Genomic DNA, 22,877 nt, shown 5'->3' on the forward strand with positions numbered 1-22,877 from the left:
GGGCATATGCATGAGTTTGAAATAGCCGGTGAGAATTACGGTATTCCCGACTCCGATGGATGGGGGCCTCCCGTGAACTCGGAGACCCGCAAGACTCTGATCAAAGCGTTGAACGGGAAAAGGACATTCCGCTACGTCTATGACTTTGGCGATGGCTGGGATCACCGGATCAAAGTCGGAAAGAGAAAATCCGATGCCCGCGCCGTAGGACATTGAGTCGAAATCCAATCACGGTGTTCTCATTGGAAGGGTCTGCAACAGATGTCGATTAAGCTCCTGGCCCACGCCGAACGCCTCTTGGACGCTTACGATAGTCAATCCTTGATGCTTGGAGGCCCAATCTTCTGCCGCTGGGATAGATGCGAAGAAATGTACATGGCAGCAGAAGGACTGACGAACGTCGGCTGCTTCCTGCGGCAGTACCAATGAGACTGCCACGCCGGCAGGTTCAACAGCCTGTATCTCGCTGGGTGAAACCGTGAGCGAAACGGGTGCTCCAGTTGCAGCGCAATGCGACGAGACGCGAGCCGTACGGCCGATTAGCGCCGGGAGCATCAGGGTGTCCAGCGCGCACCAGGCATACAGCCGACGGTTGTCAATTTCAAAGACATGCGAAGTCTCGCGCAAGGTGAGGACATAGCCGATGATGTTCCCATCGTTGTCGTATTCGGTACTGGTGGCTTGTTCGAGCACAGCGGCCACTTGCTCAGCGGGCCAGCCAAGAGTCCTGGCAAGCGTCGTTCGCGAAACCGGGCGTCCCTTGGCGAGTTCACCCAGTAGCGCGACCAAGAGTTCCGCAAAACCTTTGGGCCGATTGGTCGGCGTGAGACGTTCGGCGATCTCGGTAATGTAGCGGGCAAATTTCATGGTGCTCTCCATTCATCCAGCGCAGCAGGACAATTGCTTTACGTCTTTGGTGAAAGTCTGCGCCGCGAGCTTCAGGCCCTCGACCATGGTCAGGTAGGGGAACAACTGGTCGGCCAGTTCCTGCACGGTCATGCGGTTGCGAATAGCCAACGCCGCCGTCTGAATCAGCTCGCCCGCTTCCGGGGCCACCGCCTGCACGCCGAGCAACTGGCCGGAACCCGCTTCGGCGACCAGCTTGATAAACCCTCGCGTGTCGAAGTTGACCAACGCACGCGGCACGTTGTCCAGGCTCAGCGTACGACTGTCGGTTTCGAATCCGGCGCACTGTGCTTCCGCTTCGCTGTAACCGACGGTAGCCACTTGCGGATCGGTGAACACCACCGCAGGCATGGCATTGAGATTGAGCGTAGCCTCGCCACCGGTCATGTTGATCGCCGCGCGAGTGCCAGCCGCCGCAGCGACGTAGACGAACTGCGGCTGGTTGGTGCAGTCGCCGGCTGCATAGATATCCACTGCGCTGCTGCGCATGCCCTGGTCGATCTGGATGGCGCCGCGTTCATCCAACAGCACGCCGGCCGCTTCCAGGTTCAGACCTTGGGTGTTGGGGGTGCGGCCGGTGGCGACGAACAGTTGGTCGGCGCGCAGTTCACCGTGGTTGGTGGTCAGGACGAATTCGCCGTTGGCGTGGGCCACCTGACTGGCTTGTGTCTGGTCCAGCACGTCAATACCCTCCATGCGGAAGGCCACCGCCAGTGCTTCGCCGATGGCCGGATCTTCGTGGAAGAACAGCGAGTTGCGCGCCAGGATCGTGACGCGGCTACCCAGTCGGGCAAAGGCTTGCGCAAGCTCCAAGGCCACCACGGATGAGCCGATCACGGCGAGCCGTTGCGGAATGCTGGCACTGGCCAGCGCCTCCTCCGAGGTCCAATAGGGGATGTCTTGCAGTCCGGGAATCGGCGGCACAGCCGCACTGGCGCCGGTGGCAATCAGGCAGCGGTCGAAGGTTACGCTGCGCTCGCCACCCTCGACCAGCTCCACACTGAGCGTGTGGCCGTCCTGGAAGCGGGCGGTGCCACGCAGCACGGTGATGGCTGGGGTGCTCTCCAGAATACCTTCGTACTTGGCATGGCGCAGTTCGTCGACAAGGCCTTGCTGTTGCGCAAGCAACCGTTCGCGCAGGACAGTCGGCGGCGTGGCGGGCAGTCCGTCATCGAACGGACTTTCGCGGCGCAAATGGGCCACATGCGCGGCGCGAATCATGATTTTCGACGGCACGCAGCCGACGTTGACGCAGGTGCCGCCGATGGTGCCGCGCTCGATCAGGGTGACGCGGGCCCCGGCTTCCACTGCCTTGAGGGCAGCCGCCATGGCGGCGCCGCCGCTGCCGATGACGGCAATGTGGAGGGCGTCGCTGTCTTTCCCGGCTTCGGTGCCGCTGCGCAACCAGCCCAGCGCCTGGTCGAGCAGCCCAGTGCGGGGTTGTGGCGTGGTGTCTTCGAGCGTCGCTTGATACCCCAAGGCCTCGACGGCGGCCTGTAGCTGCTCGCGTCTGACAGCCGCTTCGGCCGTCAATTCGGCCTTCCCGCCAGCGTAGGAGACCTCCGCCCGGTGCACGCCGGGAATCTTCTCCAGGGCCTCTCTGACATGGTCGGCACAGGAGGCGCAGGTCATGCCGTGGATTTGCAGTGTGGTCATAGCGTCTATTTCCTCAAATGGGTCTCTTGGCGGCATTACGGTTTTGGCGGTGGCGGGCAGGCACCCGGGGCGCAACGGTGGTGCGCGGGCGACACGAGATCCCAGATCGAGCCCCCAAGCATGAGGGCCAGGCCGATATAGAGCAGCCAACCGCTCCGCCAGTCATAAGCCCGCATGAAAAACACCGCGGCCAACACCAGGACAGGGCCGATCAGGCCGAGGGCAGTCCGTCGCCACTGCCGGTGATTGCGCCAGCCAAGGGTATTGATGAGTAGCGCCAGGCCGGCAAACAGGGGCAGCAGCGTGGTGATGAACAGGCCTTCCCACTGGCTCAAAAAGCCCAGACCGAACGCCGTGCCCAGGCTGGCCAGAGCGGGAAAACACGCAGCACAGCCCATCGCTGAAACCAGCACGCCGATGGAACCGGCTTTGTCGCCGATCCGCGTTAGCAGCTTGAATGGATTTCCCATCGTCATTTCCCCGACTGCTTGACCGTCGAGGGATAGCCGGCATCCACGGTCGCCTTGGTCAGGGCCTCGGCATTGGTCTTGGCATCGTCGAAGGTCACGATGGCTTCGCGCTTCTCCAAACTCACCTCGGCCTTGGTCACGCCTTCGACTTGGGTCAGCGCTTTCTTCACCGTAATCGGGCAGGCCGCACAGGTCATGCCCGGCACCGACAGGGTGACGGTTTGGGCGGCAGCCCACACCGGGGAAATCACGGCAATGAGCGCGAGAGCGGCCAACAGCTTTTTCATGGGAAACTCCTGATCAGTAGAACAACGGGAGGATGTAGGGGAAAACGAGCGCGACCAGCACCAGGGCCGTCACGATCCAGAAAATGAACTTGTAGGTAGTTCGCACCTGCGGTATTGCGCAGCTCTCACCAGGTTTGCAGACTTGAGCCGGGCGGAAAATGCGCCGGTAAGCGAAGAACAGCGCCACCAATGCCGCGCCGATGAAGAGCGGGCGATAGGGTTCCAGAACGGTGAGATTACCGATCCAGGCGCCGCTGAAGCCCAGGGCAATCAGCACCAGCGGGCCCAGGCAGCAGGTGGACGCAAGGATCGCCGCCAGACCGCCAGCGAGGAGTGCACCACGGCCCTTTTGTGATTCAGACATAGGTTCAACCTTTCGAGTTTTTGATCGATGGGTTAAGGTTATTTCCGTAGTCAGGTACGGAGTCAAGCGGCATGCACAACACGGTGGAAAGCCTGACCATCGGCGCCTTTGCCAAGGCAGCTGGGGTTAACGTGGAAACTATTCGGTTTTATCAACGCAAGGGGTTGTTGCCTGAACCGGACAAGCCCTACGGCAGCATTCGCCGCTACGGCGAGGCGGATATTGCACGGGTGAAATTCGTGAAGTCCGCACAACGACTGGGCTTTAGCCTCGATGAAGTGGCCGGACTGTTGCGACTGGACGACGGTACCCACTGCGATGATGCGCGCGTGCTCGCCGAGCAGAAGCTCGAAGACGTGCGGGGGAAACTCGCGGATCTGTGGCGGATCGAGTCGGTCTTGGCGCAGCTGGTTGATGACTGTTGCGCGAGCCACGGAACGATTAGCTGTCCGCTGATCGTTTCGCTGCATGGGAACAAATAACCACGCAAGCTTCGCGCGTTAGCCTACGATTGCCCGTTTCATAGGGCTCCCTGTTTGTCTGCTTGAACAGGAAAAGAGCGGCGCTCAATGAGCGCCGTTGACTGGCCAAACCTACGGTCTGCTTTTAGCCACGCTCTTACCCTACAGAGCCGAGAGTCCTGGTCACTTCGAATGCAAATGACTGGTCAGTTGCAACGCAAATGGGTGGTCAAGTGGGGTGCAATTTCGCAGTTTTTGAGTGTGAGTGCGTCAATCAGAGGTTAAAGGGGATTAAGGTCTGAGATGCAAGGCGGTGTAGTTCGGACGCTTACCGTTGGGGCATGGCGATCAGCGAAAAATGGTGTCCACTTAAATAGGTAGACACCATCGCCCTAAGCGTTGGTATCAGGAAGGTGTATCGGCCGGATGCTTACTCTACGACTCTAGGAATTCACGGATCTTTAGCGCAAGGGATTCCAAATCTTTGAGCTGACATTCCCAAATGGTCAACACTTGCCAGCCGAGGCCTTGTAGCTGCTCAGCAACGAGACTGTCGCGCTTCCGGTTGGCCTCAAGCTTAGGCAACCAGAAATCTATACGCGATTTGGGTAGTCTTGCTAAGCGGCAATCTATGGCATCGTGCCTGTGCCAAAAGCAACCGTGAACAAAAATGATCTTCCGTTGCGACGGAAATACAAGATCCGGTTTTCCCGGCAGGTCTTTCCTATGCAGGCGGTAGCGATAGCCCATACCGAACACAAGCCGCCGCACTAACATTTCAGGCTTCGTGTTGGCGGAGCGAACTCTACCCATACGTTCACTGCGCTGGTGTGGGCTTAGGGTATCCATGCTTTATCTTGCACCAAGAATAGGTTTTATACCTATTCAAGTACGGCGTTTGTTGACGAAGATCGTGCGGCGAAAGGCGCGCGCGAACCGTTTATTGCTCCGTCACGAAGGAGTGGAGAGCGCTGATGGATACTATGGATCGCTGAGCCAGTGTACCGTTGGGGTGCTGTCAGGATTGCCATTACTGAAGCCAGCTTTCTACAGCTTCGGCTCCATGCTCGGCCTTCCATGATTTCAGCTGCTTGTGGTTGCCGCCTTTAGTCTCGATGGTTTCACCTGTATGAGGGTTTTTATAAATTTTCACGACACGAGCTTTATGCTTACCGGTAGCGGTCAGTGCAACTGGTGCTTGTTTCGAGCGTGGATCGAGAATCTGGATAACGTTGCGCAAACTCATTCTGTATTCAGCGAGAAGCGAGCGTAGCTTGCCTTCGAATTCGATCTCTTTCTTCAGTCCGCCATCATTTTTCAGGCTGTCCAGCGCAGCGAGTTGCTCAGCGAGTTGCTGCTCAAGGGCGCGAAATTCTGCAAGTTTACTCACGTTCAAACTCCATCATTTTATTGGCAAATGCGTTGCGGTCATTGAACTCTTCATACATTTCTTTCGAGTCAAATTGTCCAATGCGGATAATCACAGATTCTCGCAACGACGCACGTTGTTTGTCGTCAAAAAACTGGTCTTTGGCAGAAAATTCGTTGAGCCGGGTGACTTCTTCTTCGATACGACTTTCGATGACTTGGAGATCGAGCTTGAGCGTAACTAACTCCGCTCCCAGGCTTGTTTTGATACGAAGCCGGGTGCGTGTTGCGGCATCGCGCATGCGCTTGATGAGGCGGCGTTGGAGATCGAGCAGAGGCAGTTTAGATTCAAGGTCTCTGATCTGCCGATGACAATGCTCCGTTATTGAGGTGAAGTACTCGTAGCGATCCGCAAGGGCCTTGGGCGGTCTGCCTTTCGGTTTCTCGCCTGTTTCTATCGCTTTTGTATGGCGAAGGAGAAGATCGCGACGCTTGTAGATTGCGATGTGCATTTGCTTATCTAGCACGCCCAGGGTGTCCTTACCGGCACGCCCAGTTGCATTTTTACCATGCTGCACTTGCAGCTGGGTAAGGTCGGCAGGGGGTTCTCCAGCTTCAGCTTCCATTTCGCGAAGTCTTTTCTGTTCAAGCTCACGCTCGATTTCTAGGCGAGCAAGCTCCAATTCTTTTGGCATTTTTGGTTTGCCAGGTGCTAGACGTCTTTTCTCGTCTGGTAGGGCGTTCCACGTCTCTTCGGTATAGCCAAGCTGACGGAAGAGATTAAGCTTCTGGCGGATCTCTTTCGCCGCAACAGGGTGTTCACCGCGCTCCCACATCGCCGCTTCGCGAGCGAGACTCAAGCGCTGACGGAGCGTGCTTTCGAGAAAGTATTTTTCGACTTCATCCTGGGCGTCGACGAGACCTGCTTCTTCGCGCAGCACGCGCTCAAGCTCGTCACAGTTCTCATAGAGCCTTGCGACGAGCCGGCGTTGTTTTTCCAGCGGGTCTAGCGCTGGACGGCCTGCTGATTTTTTCCTTGACGATGGGGCTGTCATGTGAGTTTACCATTGACTTTCAAATAAATAACTGGCATAATAATAGCTCAAGAAAGTGACTCGTCAAGGATGGCGTTAGGCGGTTCGCTTGGAGCGTGGACGGTACTGGTGATCTCGCATAATGGATTGAGCCTCCCAGTATTGGCGACCTTCAAGGATGAAGGTCGCCAAGTCTTTTGCGAGGTAATGCGTCTTTAGGCTGCGTCTATTGACCGGTAGCACATCAAGAAATTGCCATTTTGACCGCCAGATCTGCAATGAAGCTTTAGAGATGCCGAAAGCCAAGGCTGCCTCTGATGTGGTGAGGAGAGTGGTAGGGTCGATATCGGGAAGAGATACGTCGTTGAGCAGAACAGATATTCGTGGGTACCTGTGAGGTTCGTGTTTTTTTCTCCTCCTCTCGTCGAAAGAGAGTACGTCTTCAAACCTATAAAAGACGCCTTCTTTCGTGAGGTGGGCAGGCAGAATATCTGAGTGAGTACCACGTCCTCGCCAGTTCCTCAGCGTTCCTTTGCTTCGCATTAGATGTTCAGATGCCTGTGTTTCGCTTAGAAATCTGTTTGATACATAGTTGATCAGTTTAGTGTTGTGCATATCCTTTGCCCTTGGTGCATCATCATATATTTATCATAGCATATGAATGGTTTAATTTTTATGGTCGATTGTAGAACCGGCTTCGCCGAAGATGACCAAGAGGTTATGGAGTGTGTTGCTTGATTACCACTTCCTCATATTTATATATAAAATAGGAAGAAGTGGTAAATTTATCGGATGATACCTAATCACCCACTGGTTGAATTCTGCGAAGCGGGTATTACAGATAACTAGATTTCCATGAGCGAACAGTAATGACTGCAATTTAATGTCGGTGTGTTTTGATAAAAAATTAAATTTTTCCGCTTTTCTTGTTTTGGTGATGAAAAGAGGTGTTATTATAAAAGTGTGCAATCTTGCGCTGCGCTGGAGATGCGTAAAATTATAAAAAAGGTTAATGGCAATGAATAGGCTTTATGGGGGATTAGATCAGGAGCATATAATAAATGAACTAAATTCTTCGGTGATTCTAGTAGGTGCTGAAGAGCTTGAGGGCGAAGTCCTGACATATGTGAAAGCAACCGAAAAAAATCTTGAAGTGGTTGTACGACTTTATTCAGAAAAAATCAGAGGCTCAGGAAGGTCTGTGTCGATCTGCGTTTCGGCAGATAATTACGCTGAGCGTTATGATCTTGCGCGCGCTTACAGTACTGGATTGTACTTTATCAATGGTGCACATATCGAAAGCTTAAAAGGTTTTTCGTCGTTTGAAATCGACGAATACGCCGCCAGGGCTGGAGCGCTTAAAAATGGAAAGCGATTTATAGAATCTGTAGCGCGGCAAGTTCCATTCTTGATTGATCGCGAAAGTGCTTTTGAGAAAATTGCAGGGGCGGTAATGTGTGGTGAGTTTGCTAATTTAGATGAAGCGCTGGAGGACGCATCTAATTTATTCAGCAGGACGGTTGATAGAGACGTAAGAAGATATCAGCAGAGTACGAAGATAACCACTGACTCACAGATTATTTCCCACTTCTTAAGCCAGAAAAAGCCTGGTCCCGCTGCTTCTGAGGAATTGAAAACATACGCTAAACGAATCTTTATCGAGGGCGGAATCCATGTGCTTGGAGATGGTCTGGGGAAAGGCAAAACTCTCCACGTTATAAGGAATATTATTGCTGATGGCGTTTTGTCGGGACAAAAACCAACATTTCTTACGCATCGTATCGCAGTCGCACGCTCAAATGCGATCAGTGATCTCGTTGATCAGTATAGCGATGAAAAGATCGAAGGCAGAGAAGATCAACTACACGCACTGTCTCTGATAGTTAATAAGTGCGATCACGAGCGCTACAAGCCACATCTCACGCAAAGCGAAATTCTTATAATCGATGAAGGCGCTCAAGTCGTGCGTCACCTTATGCAGAAAGGTTTTACCGGAGATCGCTACAGCGTTTTTCACCAAATTGTTTATCTTATGAAAACAGCTCGCTTAGTGCTTGTGTGCGAGGCTTTCGTCAATAATGTTCTGATGGATTTCATAAGACTGGCTGGCAGGCCCATTCATTATACTCAAGGTTTAACAGATTATTCTGGAGTCAATATTTGCCTAGCTTCTGTCGAGTCAACACAGCGTGAAATCCTCCGCTCGCTAACTTCGAATAGAAGAATTGTGGTTGGCACCGACTCTCGGAGAATTGCAGAAACTGTCGCTAAAATCGCAAAAGATCGGGGTAAGCGCGTTCTCCTTCTTACGCAGAAAACGAAAGACTACCCTGAAGTTAGAAGGTTTTTGGATAATCCAAATGTCGAAGCTAAAAAATATGATGTTTTAGCGCACAGTCCTTCAATGCAATCATCTGTTAGTATCACAGAAGCTCACTTCGATGATCATTTTTGTATTTTTAATGGAGTTGTGAGCGTTGATGATGCTAAGCAATTTACTCGCAGGGATAGGACAGCTGAGAAGGTAACGGTCGGAATTTCTTCAATAACTACATATTGTGTGGAGAGGAAGGATGACATTGAATTATTCAATGCCAGCGACGACGCTGTCTTTGACAGTATCTCCATTGAGTGCATCAGGTTGCGGTCTCTTGAGAAAAACAATTTCCAGCAGTGGCTTTCCCTGAGCTTTGAGCTTGATGGTTTTACTATTACCCGCTTAGAAGCGGAACAAGACGCTGATGCAGAGGCCGTAAAAATCTTCAAGAACGGTCGTAAGGCGGTCAAGGAAAAAGTTATTGCTGGAACTGTTAGTGCTGGTATAGTTGCCATAGCAACTAAAAATTTAGACAGAATCGAAGCAATATTTAACGATTCGGATTATTTTCATAACCATTTCTTGGCTGTGATTGATGCCACCGGTAAGGCTAGGGAAGATATCAACGAAAATGATATAAAGTTCTATAATGAAGGCATTGGTGTCCCAAAAATACGTAACATGGCATGCTGGGTTCTGGACGAAACCGATTTTGAGAAAATGAAATCGCATGACGAATCGATTGGAATTGATTCTAAACACTATCAGTTAAGTAGGAGGATGATCTCGGGTGCTTTAGACCGGCTGGGTATCGACAAAGAGGGAAGGGGGATCATTCATTCCCATGGTCTTGAGGAGACATGTGCGTTCATCCTCCAAAACGAATTGAATTTTAAGCAACTCCGGCTCATCAATACAAAAATCAATGTTAAGACTGAGCGCCAGCGCTACTCTATCGTCACAGAATTGCTAAAGTCACTTGGATTGTCGAAGATCAGAGTGATGATCGAAGGAGTGCGCGTCTATAAGCTTTGTCAGAAGAGGTATCTGCAAATGCTGTCCTATACCGACAGGAAGAGGCACGTTGAACTGACTGTAGTTTCATGGGATCAAGCTGAAAAGGTTCAACAGATAATCGAGTGCGATCTTGATTTAGGAATTGCCATGGATGATTGTAAGCCGATCACACAAAAGCTAAGGTTTGATCAAAAAGCTTTAAATAATACATGATATAATAATGATGTTGGATTGGATGGCCTACAGTCTGCGCATCTCCGTTGTACATGAACCTTGCTAACTCCTTACTCACCCTAGTGGTATTTTTACGGCCAAATCGGTTTTTAACTACTCAAAATAAATAGGTGACATAATATGTATTCGGAAAGAATATTTGTAGGGATTGACCCAGGCAAGAAGGGTGCAATCGCAATTTTACGTGAAGACGGCTCTTTGCTCGATCTTTTCGATATGCCGCTTGAGCGGTTTGAAAAAATAACGCGTGTTGATGTCAAAATTATGGCCGAGAAATTGGCTCGGGCGCTTGTTGGCAAGATCGGCATTGTTGCTATTGAGCACATTCATATGCCTGCCAATGACGCTATTCGAGACTTTAGCTTGGATTCGTCCTATAGAGTTGCACTTAGCCTAGCGGAAAGCCTTGGTTTTAAGGTGGTATCAGTCCGCCGTCAAGAATGGAAAAAATCACTGGGTATTAAGGGGGTGGATAAACAAAGGTGTAGTAAATTAGCCGTTCGATTGTACCCCGAGGCAAAAATTACAACTGGGCGCAGGAACAAGCACGGAGAGTTGGAGGTTAAAGATGGCCGCACAAATTCGCTTTTGATCGCAATTTATGGAGTGCATAATTGCAAGTGACAGGGATGAAGAATCAGCTATGAGCGCAGGGGAAACCGTTAAAGAATTTTATCAGTGTTTTTTGTCGCGCCAGTCGCGTGCTCAGCTAGATCAAAAGCGTGGCCGTTTGCATTATTGTCTACTTGACCCACACTCCGATTGCTCGTGGGCAAGGTGACGTGTGTGTGAGATCAAGGTGCTATCATCGACACATAAACTCATGGCTCTCACACCCCGGCATTTCCGGTGGTTTTCACGGATGGATTTGGCATGGATGATCTGAACAAAAACGTAGTTGGTGTCGAAGCAGCCAGTGAAGAAGTAGAGAAGAAATCACTCGTGGTGGTGAGTGCCTGCGCTGCGAGGTTTTTCAAAACCTCCCTCGGAGGGCTCACTTTTTATGACAGTAAGAAAGGCAAGGATTGGAATCTGAATTCCAGCGTTTGCGTAGATTTCGTCAATTTGATCGGTAAAAAATTTTCACGCAGCGGTCGAATTTACGGTTATGTCGATCCAGGCATCGTTTCGGCGGCTGAAAACTTCTCAAATTACTGCACCAATGTCGATTTTAATGCTTTTGTCACCGGAGTAATGGACAGGCTTTGCCATGAAGCGAACGATCCTGCGCGCCGTTCCCTCAGTGAGGGCTATGTCGTGTTTGCCCACTATCAGGACTTCCAAGAGCGTGATCATGTCCTGGTTGTAATGTTGGGTAAGAAGGGTGGCTATGATTTTGACGACAACGACAACCTCACCCCTAAAGGCACGGAAAGCTTAAACCTCCAAGACTTCAGGCAGGCTGCATGCATGGATCTGACCGCCTTTGCGTCTAGTTTTCCCGAAAATAAAGGAGAGGCATATCTCTACTTCATTAAGGGCAATTCCAAGAGCGAGTTTTTCAACGCCGCCCTGGGCTGCTCCGACTCGATCCCAGGCAAGGTATGCGTCGACAACCTAAAGAGCGCGCTGGCAGCATATTTTGTTGAGGAGGCGAAGGACCTATCGGCAGCCGATAGGCGAAAAATCCACACCCGCGTGGTCAGTTACATTGAAAACAGAGCGGGGGAAAGGGTGCACCTTTCGGAAATTCAGCGTGAAATCGACAAGTGCTTGCCATCAAAATCCCCACACCATGGCGGGCTCACGAAGTTTATTTCTGAAAACTCAGAACGTTTCAAGGTCAGTGAGGAATTCCAACCCTCAAGTGTCACTGCGAAAAATATGGGTTTCGTCGACGTCAAACTACCGTCTGGAGATTTTGACGGGCGCGTCAAGCTTGATGCTGTGGCCATTGGTGACAAGGGCGCTGACTTGAGCGTTGATAAGGATTTCGTTTATCTGACGATAAAGCTGCCAAGCGATGTCTCGGAAAGACTAAAAGGCATAGGTGCAGAGAACATTTGAGGGTGCACGGATGCTAGACAAGATCTCACTGGATGACGATCAACTGGTGCTCAATGCTGAGGCGCTGGACGACGCAGAAATCAATGATTTTCTGACTCGACACGGTTGCGAAAGCCCCCAAAGTCTGGAGCGCATGGGCAATCATATTTATCTTATGACGAGCGCTGCGTGGACTGATCGCTATATCCCTTTTTTCGCTGATGCGGAGGCTCTATGGCATGCGGTACGGACTAAGGCGACAAAGCCCGAGCACCACTATGTGATCGGGATGGATGCGCAAGGGATGGCGTCATTCAATCTCCGGCTGGGTGTGTATTTCTCATTGCGCTCAATGCTCAAGTCCCTTTGTCATCACGAAGGTGATGAGACCCAGCCGATGAAATACGTGTTTTTCAGCTCTAAGGAGTCGTTCCTCACGAAGCAGGAAGTTCGGTACGCAATGAGCTACACCGAGCTGATGTCGATTGATGTCGACGAGGCTGGGGCTAAGCGCGCCAAGACGCTAGAGTCGGCTGTCGGCGAGGAGGATGATGTCCACTGCGATGAGCGGCGGCACGTTATGCGAGAAGCTTTGATCGAGTTTTTCAAGGAAGAGGACAGCCGAAACATCAAGTTTTTGATGTCCTCGCTGGGCAAGTTTTATCAAGGCTACACCGAGCGCTACAAGGTTTATGTAAGCAAGTTTTCGGTGAACAAAATCTTGGCCGGAATTGAGAGTGAGCGCGTTGGATTTTTATGCAAGGTCCAAGATGCGATCATGGCTCAGCAGACCAAGGCATTTGCGATTCCAGGCGGCGTGGTCGCTGTAGGTGCAATCCTAAAGTCTACGACTACCGGCTGGGATTTCTTCGTGGTCTTTGTTGGCCTGTTGATTTCGACATGGATGATCGCGTCCCTCAACAGCAACGTTATCGGTCATATTGATTTGCTAGGCGAAGAGTTTGAGCAGTCGGTATCCAAATACGATGACGTGGTCGTGGGCATCGACGAGGTCCAGGAAGAGATTAATCGCTCCAGATCAAAACTTTCAGGCTCATCATCTGCGGCGAAATCCAGGCTGCGCACGTTGACCCGAATATCTTGGCTGATTCTTGTGTTGGTGAGCCTCGTGCTATTTGAACGTGCCAAATTGATTTAATGTCGGAATCGAACCTCAGGTTTATAACGTACCGCGTTGTTACTAGGCTTAGAAAATATTCAGTGGATCCATCCTTGGCATTGATGAGAGCGAGATCACGACGCTCATGTTCACTGAGTCGTACCTGATTCGTAGGAGTAACGACCGACTGCTGTGGGTCGACTCCGGTCGGTCACGACGGGCAGAAATCGGCTGAAGCAGTCATTCCGGTTATGCCACTCCGACACTCTGAAAACGAGCTGTTTGACCATAGGGAAGATCATGGTGAAGCAGATCATGGAGAGCTTTGGTGGTGAAGCCAGCCTGTCGCGCCACGAAGAACAGGGAACATCGGTGCACTTGAGTTTCAGGGTTGTGGTAAGAAGAGCCAGTGGATTGCGCTAGTCTTCGCGTAGCAGTTCTTCTAAATCGGCGGAAAGCGGCATGACAGAAAAGGCACTGATGCGCGCTCTCCCCGTGTTGCCGATTGGCACCCAAATCCTGGAAAACAACAACGCCGCAACGATACGCGGGAGCTGACCCACCACCTCCCGCCAATCCTTCGTCAGCAACCCCAGGTTCAGCATGCGCCAATGAGATTTCGCGTGAGCCAGGGGCATACGTTGGGTAAGGATGTGCGCCCGCTCCAACCAGCAGTAGGCCGCCTGAAAGTCACGGGCCCTCACAGCAAGTCCAGCCTCACGGAAGGCTTCAACTATGGCGCTACGCAAAGCCTCTTTCATGTCGACCTCGCCACTCTATTTCTTCAGCAGTCGGAGGCCATTGAGAACCACCAGCAAGCTGACCCCAACGTCGGCAAATACAGCCATCCACATCGTGGCCAATCCCATCAAGGTGAACACCAGGAATACCGCCTTGATGCCGAGGGCGAACCCGATATTTTGTTTGAGGATCAGCGCGGTCTGCCGTGACAGGCGAACAAAGGCCGGGATCTTGCGCAGGTCATCATCCATCAACGCAACGTCAGCCGTTTCGATGGCGGTTCCCGTACCAGCGGCAGCCATGGCGAAGCCGATCTGGGACTTGGCGAGCGCTGGCGCATCGTTTATTCCATCACCCACCATCCCCACCACGTGGTTGCGGCTCTGCAACTCACCGATGGCCGCCAGCTTGTCGGCAGGCAGCAGGTTTCCTCGCGGTTCATCAATTCCAACGCGTTGGGCAATGGCTTCAGCCGTGTGCGCATTGTCACCTGTCAGCATCATGGTCTTGATGCCCAACTCGTGCAGTTCTTTGATGGCAAGCTGGCTTGAATCCTTTACGGTATCGGCCACGGCAAACAGTGCAAATACCTGAGTGACGCTGGTCAACGCCACGACCGTTTTCCCCTGACGCTCCATTCGACTCAGAGACGCGTCAAGCTGTGGTGTACCCAGCCCCAGCTCTCCGATCAAACGGTGGTTTCCAAGGTAATAAAGCTGTCCATTGATCGAGCCCTTCACCCCACGACCGGGAATAGCCTCAAAGCTCTCTACCTGTTTGAGCGTTGAAGCTCCCAGCCCCTCATGCCTGGCGATTGCCTGCGAGACCGGGTGATCCGAACGAGCCCCCAGACTGGCGGCAAGCAATTGAGGCGCAACATCTGAAGTCTCGGCCAGGGGCAGGTAGTCGGTCTGAACCGGCTTGCCGTGGGTGATGGTTCCGGTTTTATCCAGCGCGACAAAGCTCAGCTTGGCGCCAATCTCCAGGTAGACACCACCCTTAACCAAGATGCCTTTTCGAGCCGCTGCCGCCAGCCCGCTGACAATGGATACCGGCGTGGAAATGACCAGTGCGCAGGGGCAGGCAACAACCAGAAGCACCAAGGCGCGATAAATCCAGTCCGTCCATATCCCAGCCATGAACAAGGGCGGCAACACCGCAACGGCCAAGGCGAAGAAGAACACCCCTGGCGTGTAAACCTTGGCGAACTTATCGACGAATCGCTGGGTGGGTGCCCGCGAACTTTGGGCCTCTTCAACGGCGTGAATGATTCGAGCCAGCGTCGTGTTGTTGGCCTCGGCTGTCACACGGTATTCGAAGGAGCCCGATTCATTGATGGAGCCGGCATACACAGGATCATTAACCGACTTCTCGATGGGCAGGCTCTCACCGGTGATGGGGGCCTGGTTGACGGTAGACGTCCCGGAAGCGACGTCACCATCCAGGCCGATACGCTCACCAGGACGCACCCGAACCAGCGCCCCGATGCCCACCGACTTCACATCGACTTCCAACCAGGAACCGTCAGATTGGCGGACAGTTGCGCGTTCCGGGGTTAAGTCCAACAACCCCTTGATAGCGTTACGTGCACGATCCAGCGACTTCGCCTCAACCATTTCGGCAATGGTGAATAACACCATGACCATCGCCGCTTCTGGCCACTGCCCAATCAACACGGCACCTGTCACCGCGATGCTCATCAAGGCATTGATGTTCAGATTCAGGTGTTTGAGCGCAATCCAGCCTTTCTTATAGGTCGTAGGCCCACAGAGTGCGATGGCAAACAAGGCTACGACGGCAATCACCCATTCCGGAGCCGATTGGGTGAAATGCAAGATCTCCGCGCCTGCCGCAGCAACCCCGGACAACGCTAATGGCCACCAACTACCTTTACGCACGGATTTAGCTTGCGACTCGGTTTGCGCTGCGTTGGCCTCAGGTGCCTTGCTCTCAGCCATCAATGGCTCCGCATGCATGCCCAGTGACAGCACCGCTGCTTCGATACCCAAGGTATCCGGCAGCTCGTGCCAGACGCCCAGCGTTCGGTTCATCATGTTGAATTCGAGCTTTTGTATACCGCTCATTCGAGCGAGCTTGCCCTCGATCATGGTCTGCTCGGAGGGACAGCACATCTGTCCAATGCGGAAACTGCTGAAGCGAGCCCCGTCGCTGGCACCCGTTTGAAGAACCTCTGGTGCACAAGCCTTCGGGTCTGATGGTGGGCGGGACACTTCGGTAAAAAGATCGTTGTCGACCGCAGCGGCAGGTTTGCTCGGTTCGGCCAGGGCATACAGGGTGGACGGCGCAACTGTGGCAGCGCAGCAAGATTTGCCACCGTCCGGAGTAGGTGCGCAACAACCGGCCTCTTCTGTTCTGGTAGCTGCTGGGTTCACGTCTGTGGCTTTCGGAGCACAACAACTGCTCGCGGACTGAATTTTCGCTGTGCCTGAATCGCAGGCGGGTGCAGCAGGTGAACAGCAATCCGAGCCTGCTGACGGATCAAACACTTCGACGCCGACCTGAGATTCAGGTGCTTGCTTGTCACCGCAACAGCTTTTCATAAGGGCACTCTCAGCAGGACATGGCAAAGAGTGAACACCCTATAGCCACTATAAGGTCAAGCGAATCGTGAAGATCGTTGACCCGTTTTCAGCATCGCTAATCTTGTTTATCGCGACTGGTTGATCTCGCTCCAGATCAGGTCATAGAGCTGCTGGGCACCGAAGTTGGTTAGCGGTTTACCGTTGACGAAGAAAGTCGGCGTTCCGCTGACGCCTACCTTTTTCGCATCGGCAGCGTCTCGTTCAATGGTCGCCGTGATCTCAGCAGACATCATGTCCTCGCGGGCCTTGGCTACGTCCAGGCCTGCCTGACCCGCTGCGTCCCAAGCCGCCATAGCCTTGGCGTCGTCATGCCATTGCGGCTGAGCCTCAAGTACAGCTTCAAGTACCGGTACGAACACGCCCTGTTTGCGCGCAGTTTCCAGAATGCGGATGGCTTCTTCAGAACCGACATGAAGTCGGACATAACGCAGCACCAAACGAACATCACCTGGATGCTGGGACATCATTTTTTTCACAATGGGATAAAAGGCGCGGCAACTCTCACACGATGGGTCGAAGAACTCGACAATGGTGACCGGTGCCTTGGCAGGGCCAAAGCTTGGCGAATTGAAACGCACCAGCGCGCCGGCTTCCTGCACCGGGGCAGTCGTTTGGGGCACCGTGGAGGCGCGGTCATAAAAAAATGCAGCGACCGCGAAGCCGATCACGGCCAGGACACTGATGGCGAGGACGAGGGTGCGTCGGCTCATAGGGTGAATCTCCGGCGGATAAGAACAAGAAGAATGATCAGAAGGCTGAATACGCCCAGCGATAACAAGGGCAGCGGCACGCTGCCGAGAATGGTCATGTCAGCACCGGAGCATGACGGGCCGACACCACAGGGTTTGATGCTTTCGGGGATCAGGCCGAAATAAAGCAGGTTGTGATACAGGGCGATCAACCACCCCATTACGGCCAAAGGCAATGCGTAACGCCAGACGCCCATGTCCGACATGCAGCAAGCGACACCCAGCACCAGCACCAGGGGAAACATGAAGGCACGCTGAAACCAGCAAAGTACGCAGGGTTCCTGTCCCATGACTTCGCCAACGAACAGCACGGCAATGGTGGAAACCAGTGCAATCAGCCATGCACAAAGCAGTAATGCCCAACCTTGGGATTGAGGTTGTGGGTGTGGGTGTGGATGAGTGGTTCGCATCAAGTTAAAGCCCTTTCTTGTAAATGAGGCACATGCACGCGAGGATTTGCTAATTGACTGATGTGAGTAGAATGAAGGTTCTAGCGACTATAAGGTCAAGCGAAATGAATGCGGCCACTTACACGGTTGGTGCCTTGGCGAAAGCCACCGATACCAAAGCGGTAACCATTCGTTACTACGAACAGCTGGGGCTGCTGCCCTCTGCCGGCAGATCGCCATCAGGCTACCGCTATTACACGGATGAGGAGCGTGACCGTCTACTGTTCATCCGCCGAAGTCGTTCGCTCGGATTCAGCCTTGATGACATTCGTGAATTACTGGGTTTTGCTGATCGACGTGATGCTTCCTGCGCAGGGGTAGACGCAAAGGTCGAAGCTCAATTGGAACAGGTGAGAATGCGTATTCGCGACTTGCAAGGCCTTGAAGCGGAGTTGCAACGCTTGAATCTATGCTGTCAGGGTGGAGTAATCGAGCAATGCCGCATCATTGAATCGCTGTCAAAGCGTAATTAGGTCGGCACTGGAGTTCGTTACTCAATGGTGAATTGGCGATCACTGAGTGTCCGCCATGGGTCGATTTCGGTCAGTCGCGACTGGCAGAAATCGGCCGATTCTGTTGAAAAAGTCGGTTCTTCCAGACTGCCCGCATACTGACTGCTGAAAACGCCTTTTTGCGTGCCGCTACGCGAAAACTGAGCCCGGAATCCTCTGCTCAATGTAAAGATTTCAATCTCAAGTGCGTACTTTTCTACCGTGAAAACCATGGCCGACTTTTTCAACAGAATCGGCCAGAAGCGGTCGCTCAGACTTTGACTGTCCAGTGAACGAAGTGAGTTGCAATTGAGCACATCATTAGGCTGCCACAAACTCATCTAACGCATCCACCCAGCCTGCTTTTCCAGCCTTACCGGCTCGATTTGCTTTACGCGCTGGAGTGGCAGGTGTTGCGGGAGTTGCCCTGGATGCTTTTGTTGCTGGCGTAGCCGTAGAGGTGCGCCGGAGTATGTAGTTCTCGCTCACAACCTCCCCCAAAAAACGCCCATTGGCGCCCCAAACACGACCATCGTCTGTAACCCACCCTAAATACTTCGATGCTGCATTGAATAGGCGACCAGAACTATTAAAGAATCCAAAATACTCACCGTTCCACCTGTAAACTGGAGTCATATAACGCCCTCATTTATCTAGCGATTAGTTATCGAGCGGGCTCTAGCTAGTCGTTGAATCGGGGCAGAGCACGATTAAAAAATCGTTCAAACATCGTCTACCATGATTATGTGGCGCACCAGGACCCGACACTGTTAAGCCTCAATTGGTTTAGCGCGAAACTTATTGACATTATCAGCTAACCTTTGAATAGACTCAATATCATTTTTTATTTCATCCAAGTTAGCTACAGGCATCTCCTTGTTAGGGGCTTGGAAATGCGCCTCAGTGATTCGATGACCTTTCTTCCAGAGCGCGACGATGTCATCAGCGTCCTGTTTTCGTAGGCCAGTGATTTTATGAAGATTTCCTACGCCAACCATATCACTAAACCGCGTCACGATACCATTTAACACTACATCTTCGACAACTCGCTCAACAGTGGCACGAATATCGCTGTATAACAGTCGAACATCTCTAACTAAAGCCTCACCAGGATAAATAGGCCAAGGCTCCATTTTTTTCGCTCGATCCCCCAACTGCTTTACCCGTTCTTTATAACCAGTTTTATCCCAAGGCAGTCCTTGTTTGACTACTCCAGCTGCATCGCCAACCCATTCTAAGTGATGGACAAGATGGGGGATTTGCTTTTCTTCATTAAGAGTATCGATAAGTTCGCTTAGGAAAGAGATGTCATGGGTCAAGACTATAACTTGGCGGCTAGCCGCCTCCTCCACGAGACGCTTTGCAACGAGGCGTCGTCTTACATGATCTAACGAGGAAACAGGGTCGTCAAATATGATCCCCCCTCGATGCTCTGATAGTTTAAGCTCAGCCAAGAATGCACCTAGTGATACAGCACGCTGTTCACCTTCACTCAGTACGTGCTCAATTTTCTTTGCCGCAGGAAGATCTAACAGCAGAGTAAACTTCACAGTCCCACGATCGACTCGTTCTTTTAGCTTAGTCTTAATGTGCCCAATGCCGAGCTTTGTAAACTCTTCATCAAGTGCTTTCCGTAAGGAGTCGGTGATAATTTTCCCTGCAATGTCCTTAGATTTCGCAGACAAAACTCTAGGATTCAAATCGGCCTTACAGGCTTCGAGTTTAGCTCGATAAACTACTCTATCGTGCAGTGCTAAGATTGCTTCTGCTAGAGGTACAAGCAGTCGCCTAGCTTTAAGCTCAACCAGTTCTTCAGACAGCCTCTTCAACTTTTCTGGATCTGAAGCTCTTTTATATACTCGTGCTTTCCAAATTTTACTGGCAGCAAATTGCCTCAATTCAGCCACTGGGCTCTTAGCCAGCTTTGGAACCACTTCCCAATCTAAGGATTTTGCGGCCTCAAGCATCCACACTTTGTATGCGTCTAGCTGTTTCTGATACAACTCTAAATTTTCTACTAGATTCGCTGATGCACCTTCCAACTCTACCGCCAATGCTTGATTAAGCCCAAAGTCAAAACTTGAACGATCTATCTGATCTAAAATTTTTTCTAATGCAACTTTTTTTTCAGATGCTACCTTGGTGGCATTTTCACTAATGAAATTATTGAAGCGTTGCATTCTACCGATTACAGACTTAGCCGGTTGTTGGCAGAGCACACATACAGCTCCCTCACCTTCGCTTGGAAAGTCATGCCCAACATAAGCAACTTCAATTGAATATTTTTTCGCAGCTAGGAATAACTCTTTCCAAATGGTCTCCCCCGTACCGGGCAACAGCTCATCCTCAGCCCTAAGCAGTAGTGCAGCCGCGTCAACTCCCGCCTTGGCATCGGCTGACTCCTTGGCGAAACGCTGCAATTTTTCCAGCGCTTTTTGAGTAGTGAACTTCTCTTTTTCCTTAATTGTTTTCGCCAAACTTTTGATATGGGATGCAGAAGTTTTCAGGCTTTGAAACTTGAGTATCGGATCTGGCTCTGCAATTGCTAGCTCCAGCTCACCAAGCCGCTCAAATTCCTCCGACGATAGTGCTCCCAATCGAGATATTTCTTCTCGGTTGGTGTTCTCGTCAAACCCCTGAAAAAGCTTGCCCACAGCACTTGTTTTATCGAAGCCTGAAAGGATATCAAGTGACACGTCGACACCATTGAGTTCTTCGTTCAAGAGCGCTAGCACTTCTGGTACAACTTTACCCGCGAGAGCTTCAACAACATCTAAGCCGCGAGGTAGATAAGCCGCATCGCCTTCGAGGAGGTAGGCGTTGGCGCAAAATGAGTCAAAGACGCTGACGTAGGACAGCTCGGGAGGGGCTACTGAGCCACTAGTCCAATGGAAACTCCTTACGTCTCCATTCAGGCACGCCGTAAACGTCGCCCTAGGCTTTCCACCTTGTACTCCAGCCTTGGTCACATCGCCAAGAATATCCCCACCCCTATCACGTGCTCGACAAGCATGCTTCAGAACTCGCGCATACCCTGACTTTCCTGCGCCATTGCCTCCATAAATCACCGTGACTCCCTTCTCCGAGAATGGGAGCGTTTGCCCCGGCATGATTCTGTTGACGTTTTGCAAGTCGCTCATCGAATGAAGCGTAACGCTGATTGCGGCTTCGCCGCCTGCGGGAATATGGTCAGCGCTCAAAGGCACCGCTTTTAGCCCTCCAGGGATTTCAATGCCTTTATCATGCTTCAGCAATGCATACAGGTCCCTGAAGTCCTGCAAATCCAATTGCTGATTTAGCAAGAGTCGACGCGCGGCGTCTCTCAGCCACAGTGATAGATCCTTCTCAGACCAGAGCAATACATCATTGAGTATCGACATTTTCACTTCCATGGACGGATAAGCAAGGTGGCAGCTAGGTGGCAAATAGATATTAGCGGAATTTAGCCTCTGCGCCGTAATTTTGAAAATAGCTATGACACCCTGAATGTAGCCTTTCATGCGTCGATATTTGAGATTCTCCGTGTCCGCTTTTGGCCGGATTCTGCCTGTAGCCACCGTCATTGGGTCGATCTCTACCGGTCACGCCAAGCAGAAATGGCCAGAAGCAGTCAGCAGACAAGCAAGGTCATGTCTACGTGCACTGTTAGATTTGTCGCCTATACTAATCAAGCAACGTGAGCTTATCACTTGTTCAATTTATTTAAGTGCGGGGCGCATTCACAGATTAAATCTATCATTGCAGTTTGGTATTGGTATTCTTTTGCAATACCACTACATTTTCAATAAGCGTTGCATGCCCTCAATTGTAGCTTTTCCTCAATGGAGATTTACATGATGCCACCAGACGAAATACTAAAAAAAATACATGAATATGTTTGCTGGTATTACGATATTGATGATGGCATATTCAATGCACGATCAAGAGAAGGAGGTAAGAATAGAAATAGAAGCGTACAATAAGTATATACATCTTTTTGATGGTATTCCGGACGATATAGCAAGTGAAATACAGGGGTACTGCGATCATGACGATAACTCCTCATGGAGTGACACTTTTGACCTCTGCGAAGCTGAGATAGAGTCATACAAATCCATAATGTGCTATCGCGATGAGGAAATTGACGAGATCACAGTAAGACGATTAATTAATGCCGCCAAAACAGATGTCGCCTCAGTGCTTTCTAGTAGCGAGTACTTATACGTCTGGGGCACTTTCCAAAAATATTTAAGTGAAATAAAAACCATAAAAAATATTTCTCGTGAAGTTGAGCCATTTCGTGATCTGCTTATAGAGATGGAAGAGATAATCGCTTCCGAGTGCTACAATGGCAATATTCAAAATTATAGCTCATGGGGGGTGTGGGACGGCGAAGGTAGATTTTTCAGATACCCAGTTACTTTTTCATCCCCATTATTAGAGAAAAAGGAGCGACATATTCCAGGTCACCTTTCTACAGATGACCTGATCCTTGGGAAGTATAAGTTTGGCGCGAATCATTTATATATTTACAAGGCACTGATAAAAGTCATAAGGCATATGGAGAAAAAATACGAAATATCTCTTGCTGACCTGAATAAAAAATGAAAAGTGTCCACTACAATCAAAGCTATATTAGCTTTCT

The 22,877-nt window shown here is 51.4% G+C and carries 23 protein-coding genes and 1 pseudogene; 8 read left to right on the top strand and 16 right to left on the bottom strand.

Going from position 1 to position 22,877, the window contains the following annotated elements; genetic code table 11:
- Positions 1-186, top strand: a pseudogene (locus KGB24_RS03645) (IS1096 element passenger TnpR family protein); the annotation flags it as partial.
- A gap of 42 nt (positions 187-228) precedes the next feature.
- On the opposite strand, the gene merB reads toward KGB24_RS03645, so the two are convergent.
- The 5 genes from merB to merT are packed head-to-tail and all read right to left on the bottom strand — an operon-like array spanning position 229 to position 3,683.
- On the bottom strand, positions 229-867 hold the full coding sequence (merB, locus tag KGB24_RS03650) for an organomercurial lyase MerB (RefSeq protein ID WP_223415613.1): 639 nt from the start codon (positions 865-867) through the stop codon (positions 229-231).
- Between the two features lie 12 nt (positions 868-879).
- Positions 880-2,562 carry a mercury(II) reductase gene (merA, locus tag KGB24_RS03655; protein WP_223415612.1) on the bottom strand — a complete coding sequence of 561 codons (1,683 nt, stop codon included), beginning with the start codon at positions 2,560-2,562 and terminating at the stop codon, positions 880-882.
- 35 nt (positions 2,563-2,597) lie between these two features.
- Positions 2,598-3,032 carry an organomercurial transporter MerC gene (merC, locus tag KGB24_RS03660; protein WP_223415611.1) on the bottom strand — a complete coding sequence of 145 codons (435 nt, stop codon included), beginning with the start codon at positions 3,030-3,032 and terminating at the stop codon, positions 2,598-2,600.
- Positions 3,033-3,034: 2 nt separating this feature from the next.
- Positions 3,035-3,319 (bottom strand): mercury resistance system periplasmic binding protein MerP, encoded by a 285-nt coding sequence (gene merP, locus KGB24_RS03665; RefSeq protein ID WP_223415610.1) that lies wholly within the window; start codon positions 3,317-3,319, stop codon positions 3,035-3,037.
- Positions 3,320-3,332: 13 nt separating this feature from the next.
- Positions 3,333-3,683, bottom strand: a complete 351-nt coding sequence (merT, locus tag KGB24_RS03670) for a mercuric ion transporter MerT (protein ID WP_223415609.1) — start codon at positions 3,681-3,683, stop codon at positions 3,333-3,335.
- Positions 3,684-3,754: 71 nt separating this feature from the next.
- On the opposite strand from merT, the gene merR reads away from it, so the two are divergent.
- Entirely contained in the window at positions 3,755-4,165 is a 411-nt protein-coding gene (gene merR, locus KGB24_RS03675; protein WP_223415608.1) for an Hg(II)-responsive transcriptional regulator, read from the top strand.
- Positions 4,166-4,579: 414 nt separating this feature from the next.
- On the opposite strand, the gene KGB24_RS03680 is transcribed toward merR, so the two are convergent.
- The 4 genes from KGB24_RS03680 to KGB24_RS03695 form a co-directional block, all read right to left on the bottom strand.
- On the bottom strand, positions 4,580-4,993 hold the full coding sequence (locus KGB24_RS03680) for a very short patch repair endonuclease (RefSeq protein ID WP_223415607.1): 414 nt from the start codon (positions 4,991-4,993) through the stop codon (positions 4,580-4,582).
- A 181-nt stretch (positions 4,994-5,174) separates the two neighbouring features.
- A complete protein-coding gene (locus tag KGB24_RS03685) occupies positions 5,175-5,534 on the bottom strand; it encodes a histone-like nucleoid-structuring protein, MvaT/MvaU family (protein ID WP_223415606.1) in 360 nt (119 codons plus the stop codon).
- Positions 5,527-6,567 (bottom strand): hypothetical protein, encoded by a 1,041-nt coding sequence (locus KGB24_RS03690; protein ID WP_223415605.1) that lies wholly within the window; start codon positions 6,565-6,567, stop codon positions 5,527-5,529. The genes KGB24_RS03685 and KGB24_RS03690 overlap by 8 nt, the downstream gene beginning before the upstream one ends.
- Before the next feature lie 75 nt (positions 6,568-6,642).
- A complete protein-coding gene (locus KGB24_RS03695) occupies positions 6,643-7,161 on the bottom strand; it encodes a hypothetical protein (RefSeq protein ID WP_223415604.1) in 519 nt (172 codons plus the stop codon).
- 403 nt (positions 7,162-7,564) lie between these two features.
- Here KGB24_RS03695 and KGB24_RS03700 point away from each other — a divergent pair, with 403 nt between their 5' ends.
- From KGB24_RS03700 to KGB24_RS03715, 4 genes are all read left to right on the top strand, one after another.
- Entirely contained in the window at positions 7,565-10,093 is a 2,529-nt protein-coding gene (locus KGB24_RS03700; RefSeq protein WP_223415603.1) for a hypothetical protein, read from the top strand.
- A gap of 141 nt (positions 10,094-10,234) precedes the next feature.
- Positions 10,235-10,738 (top strand): hypothetical protein, encoded by a 504-nt coding sequence (locus KGB24_RS03705; RefSeq protein ID WP_223415602.1) that lies wholly within the window; start codon positions 10,235-10,237, stop codon positions 10,736-10,738.
- 249 nt (positions 10,739-10,987) lie between these two features.
- Positions 10,988-12,121, top strand: a complete 1,134-nt coding sequence (locus tag KGB24_RS03710; RefSeq protein ID WP_223415601.1) for a nucleoid-associated protein — start codon at positions 10,988-10,990, stop codon at positions 12,119-12,121.
- 10 nt (positions 12,122-12,131) lie between these two features.
- On the top strand, positions 12,132-13,259 hold the full coding sequence (locus KGB24_RS03715; RefSeq protein WP_223415600.1) for a hypothetical protein: 1,128 nt from the start codon (positions 12,132-12,134) through the stop codon (positions 13,257-13,259).
- Between the two features lie 380 nt (positions 13,260-13,639).
- Here the strand turns inward: KGB24_RS03715 and KGB24_RS03720 are convergent, their stop codons facing one another.
- The 4 genes from KGB24_RS03720 to KGB24_RS03735 form a co-directional block, all read right to left on the bottom strand.
- Entirely contained in the window at positions 13,640-13,981 is a 342-nt protein-coding gene (locus tag KGB24_RS03720; protein WP_223415599.1) for a DUF3703 domain-containing protein, read from the bottom strand.
- A 15-nt stretch (positions 13,982-13,996) separates the two neighbouring features.
- The gene (locus KGB24_RS03725) at positions 13,997-16,093 is read right to left on the bottom strand and encodes a heavy metal translocating P-type ATPase (protein WP_223415615.1); all 2,097 of its coding nucleotides are present in this window, start codon (positions 16,091-16,093) and stop codon (positions 13,997-13,999) included.
- 536 nt (positions 16,094-16,629) lie between these two features.
- Positions 16,630-17,274: a DsbA family protein gene (locus KGB24_RS03730; protein ID WP_223415598.1), complete on the bottom strand. Its 645-nt coding sequence runs from the start codon at positions 17,272-17,274 to the stop codon at positions 16,630-16,632.
- A complete protein-coding gene (locus tag KGB24_RS03735) occupies positions 17,271-17,723 on the bottom strand; it encodes a disulfide bond formation protein B (protein ID WP_223415597.1) in 453 nt (150 codons plus the stop codon). The genes KGB24_RS03730 and KGB24_RS03735 overlap by 4 nt, the downstream gene beginning before the upstream one ends.
- A 104-nt stretch (positions 17,724-17,827) precedes the next feature.
- On the opposite strand from KGB24_RS03735, the gene KGB24_RS03740 reads away from it, so the two are divergent.
- A complete protein-coding gene (locus KGB24_RS03740; RefSeq protein WP_223415596.1) occupies positions 17,828-18,235 on the top strand; it encodes a MerR family transcriptional regulator in 408 nt (135 codons plus the stop codon).
- Between the two features lie 17 nt (positions 18,236-18,252).
- Here the strand turns inward: KGB24_RS03740 and KGB24_RS03745 are convergent, their stop codons facing one another.
- The 3 genes from KGB24_RS03745 to KGB24_RS03750 form a co-directional block, all read right to left on the bottom strand.
- Positions 18,253-18,594: a hypothetical protein gene (locus KGB24_RS03745; protein ID WP_223415595.1), complete on the bottom strand. Its 342-nt coding sequence runs from the start codon at positions 18,592-18,594 to the stop codon at positions 18,253-18,255.
- Positions 18,575-18,889 carry a 4-fold beta flower protein gene (locus KGB24_RS29340; protein ID WP_411736638.1) on the bottom strand — a complete coding sequence of 105 codons (315 nt, stop codon included), beginning with the start codon at positions 18,887-18,889 and terminating at the stop codon, positions 18,575-18,577. The genes KGB24_RS03745 and KGB24_RS29340 overlap by 20 nt, the downstream gene beginning before the upstream one ends.
- 134 nt (positions 18,890-19,023) lie before the next feature.
- Positions 19,024-21,633 (bottom strand): AAA family ATPase, encoded by a 2,610-nt coding sequence (locus KGB24_RS03750; protein ID WP_223415594.1) that lies wholly within the window; start codon positions 21,631-21,633, stop codon positions 19,024-19,026.
- A gap of 487 nt (positions 21,634-22,120) precedes the next feature.
- Between KGB24_RS03750 and KGB24_RS03755 the strand changes: the two genes are divergently transcribed.
- Positions 22,121-22,840: a hypothetical protein gene (locus tag KGB24_RS03755; RefSeq protein ID WP_223415593.1), complete on the top strand. Its 720-nt coding sequence runs from the start codon at positions 22,121-22,123 to the stop codon at positions 22,838-22,840.
- Positions 22,841-22,877 lie beyond the last annotated feature (37 nt).

Source organism: Pseudomonas sp. BF-RE-25 (genome assembly GCF_019956105.1).
Classification (GTDB): Bacteria; Pseudomonadota; Gammaproteobacteria; order Pseudomonadales; family Pseudomonadaceae; genus Aquipseudomonas; species Aquipseudomonas migulae.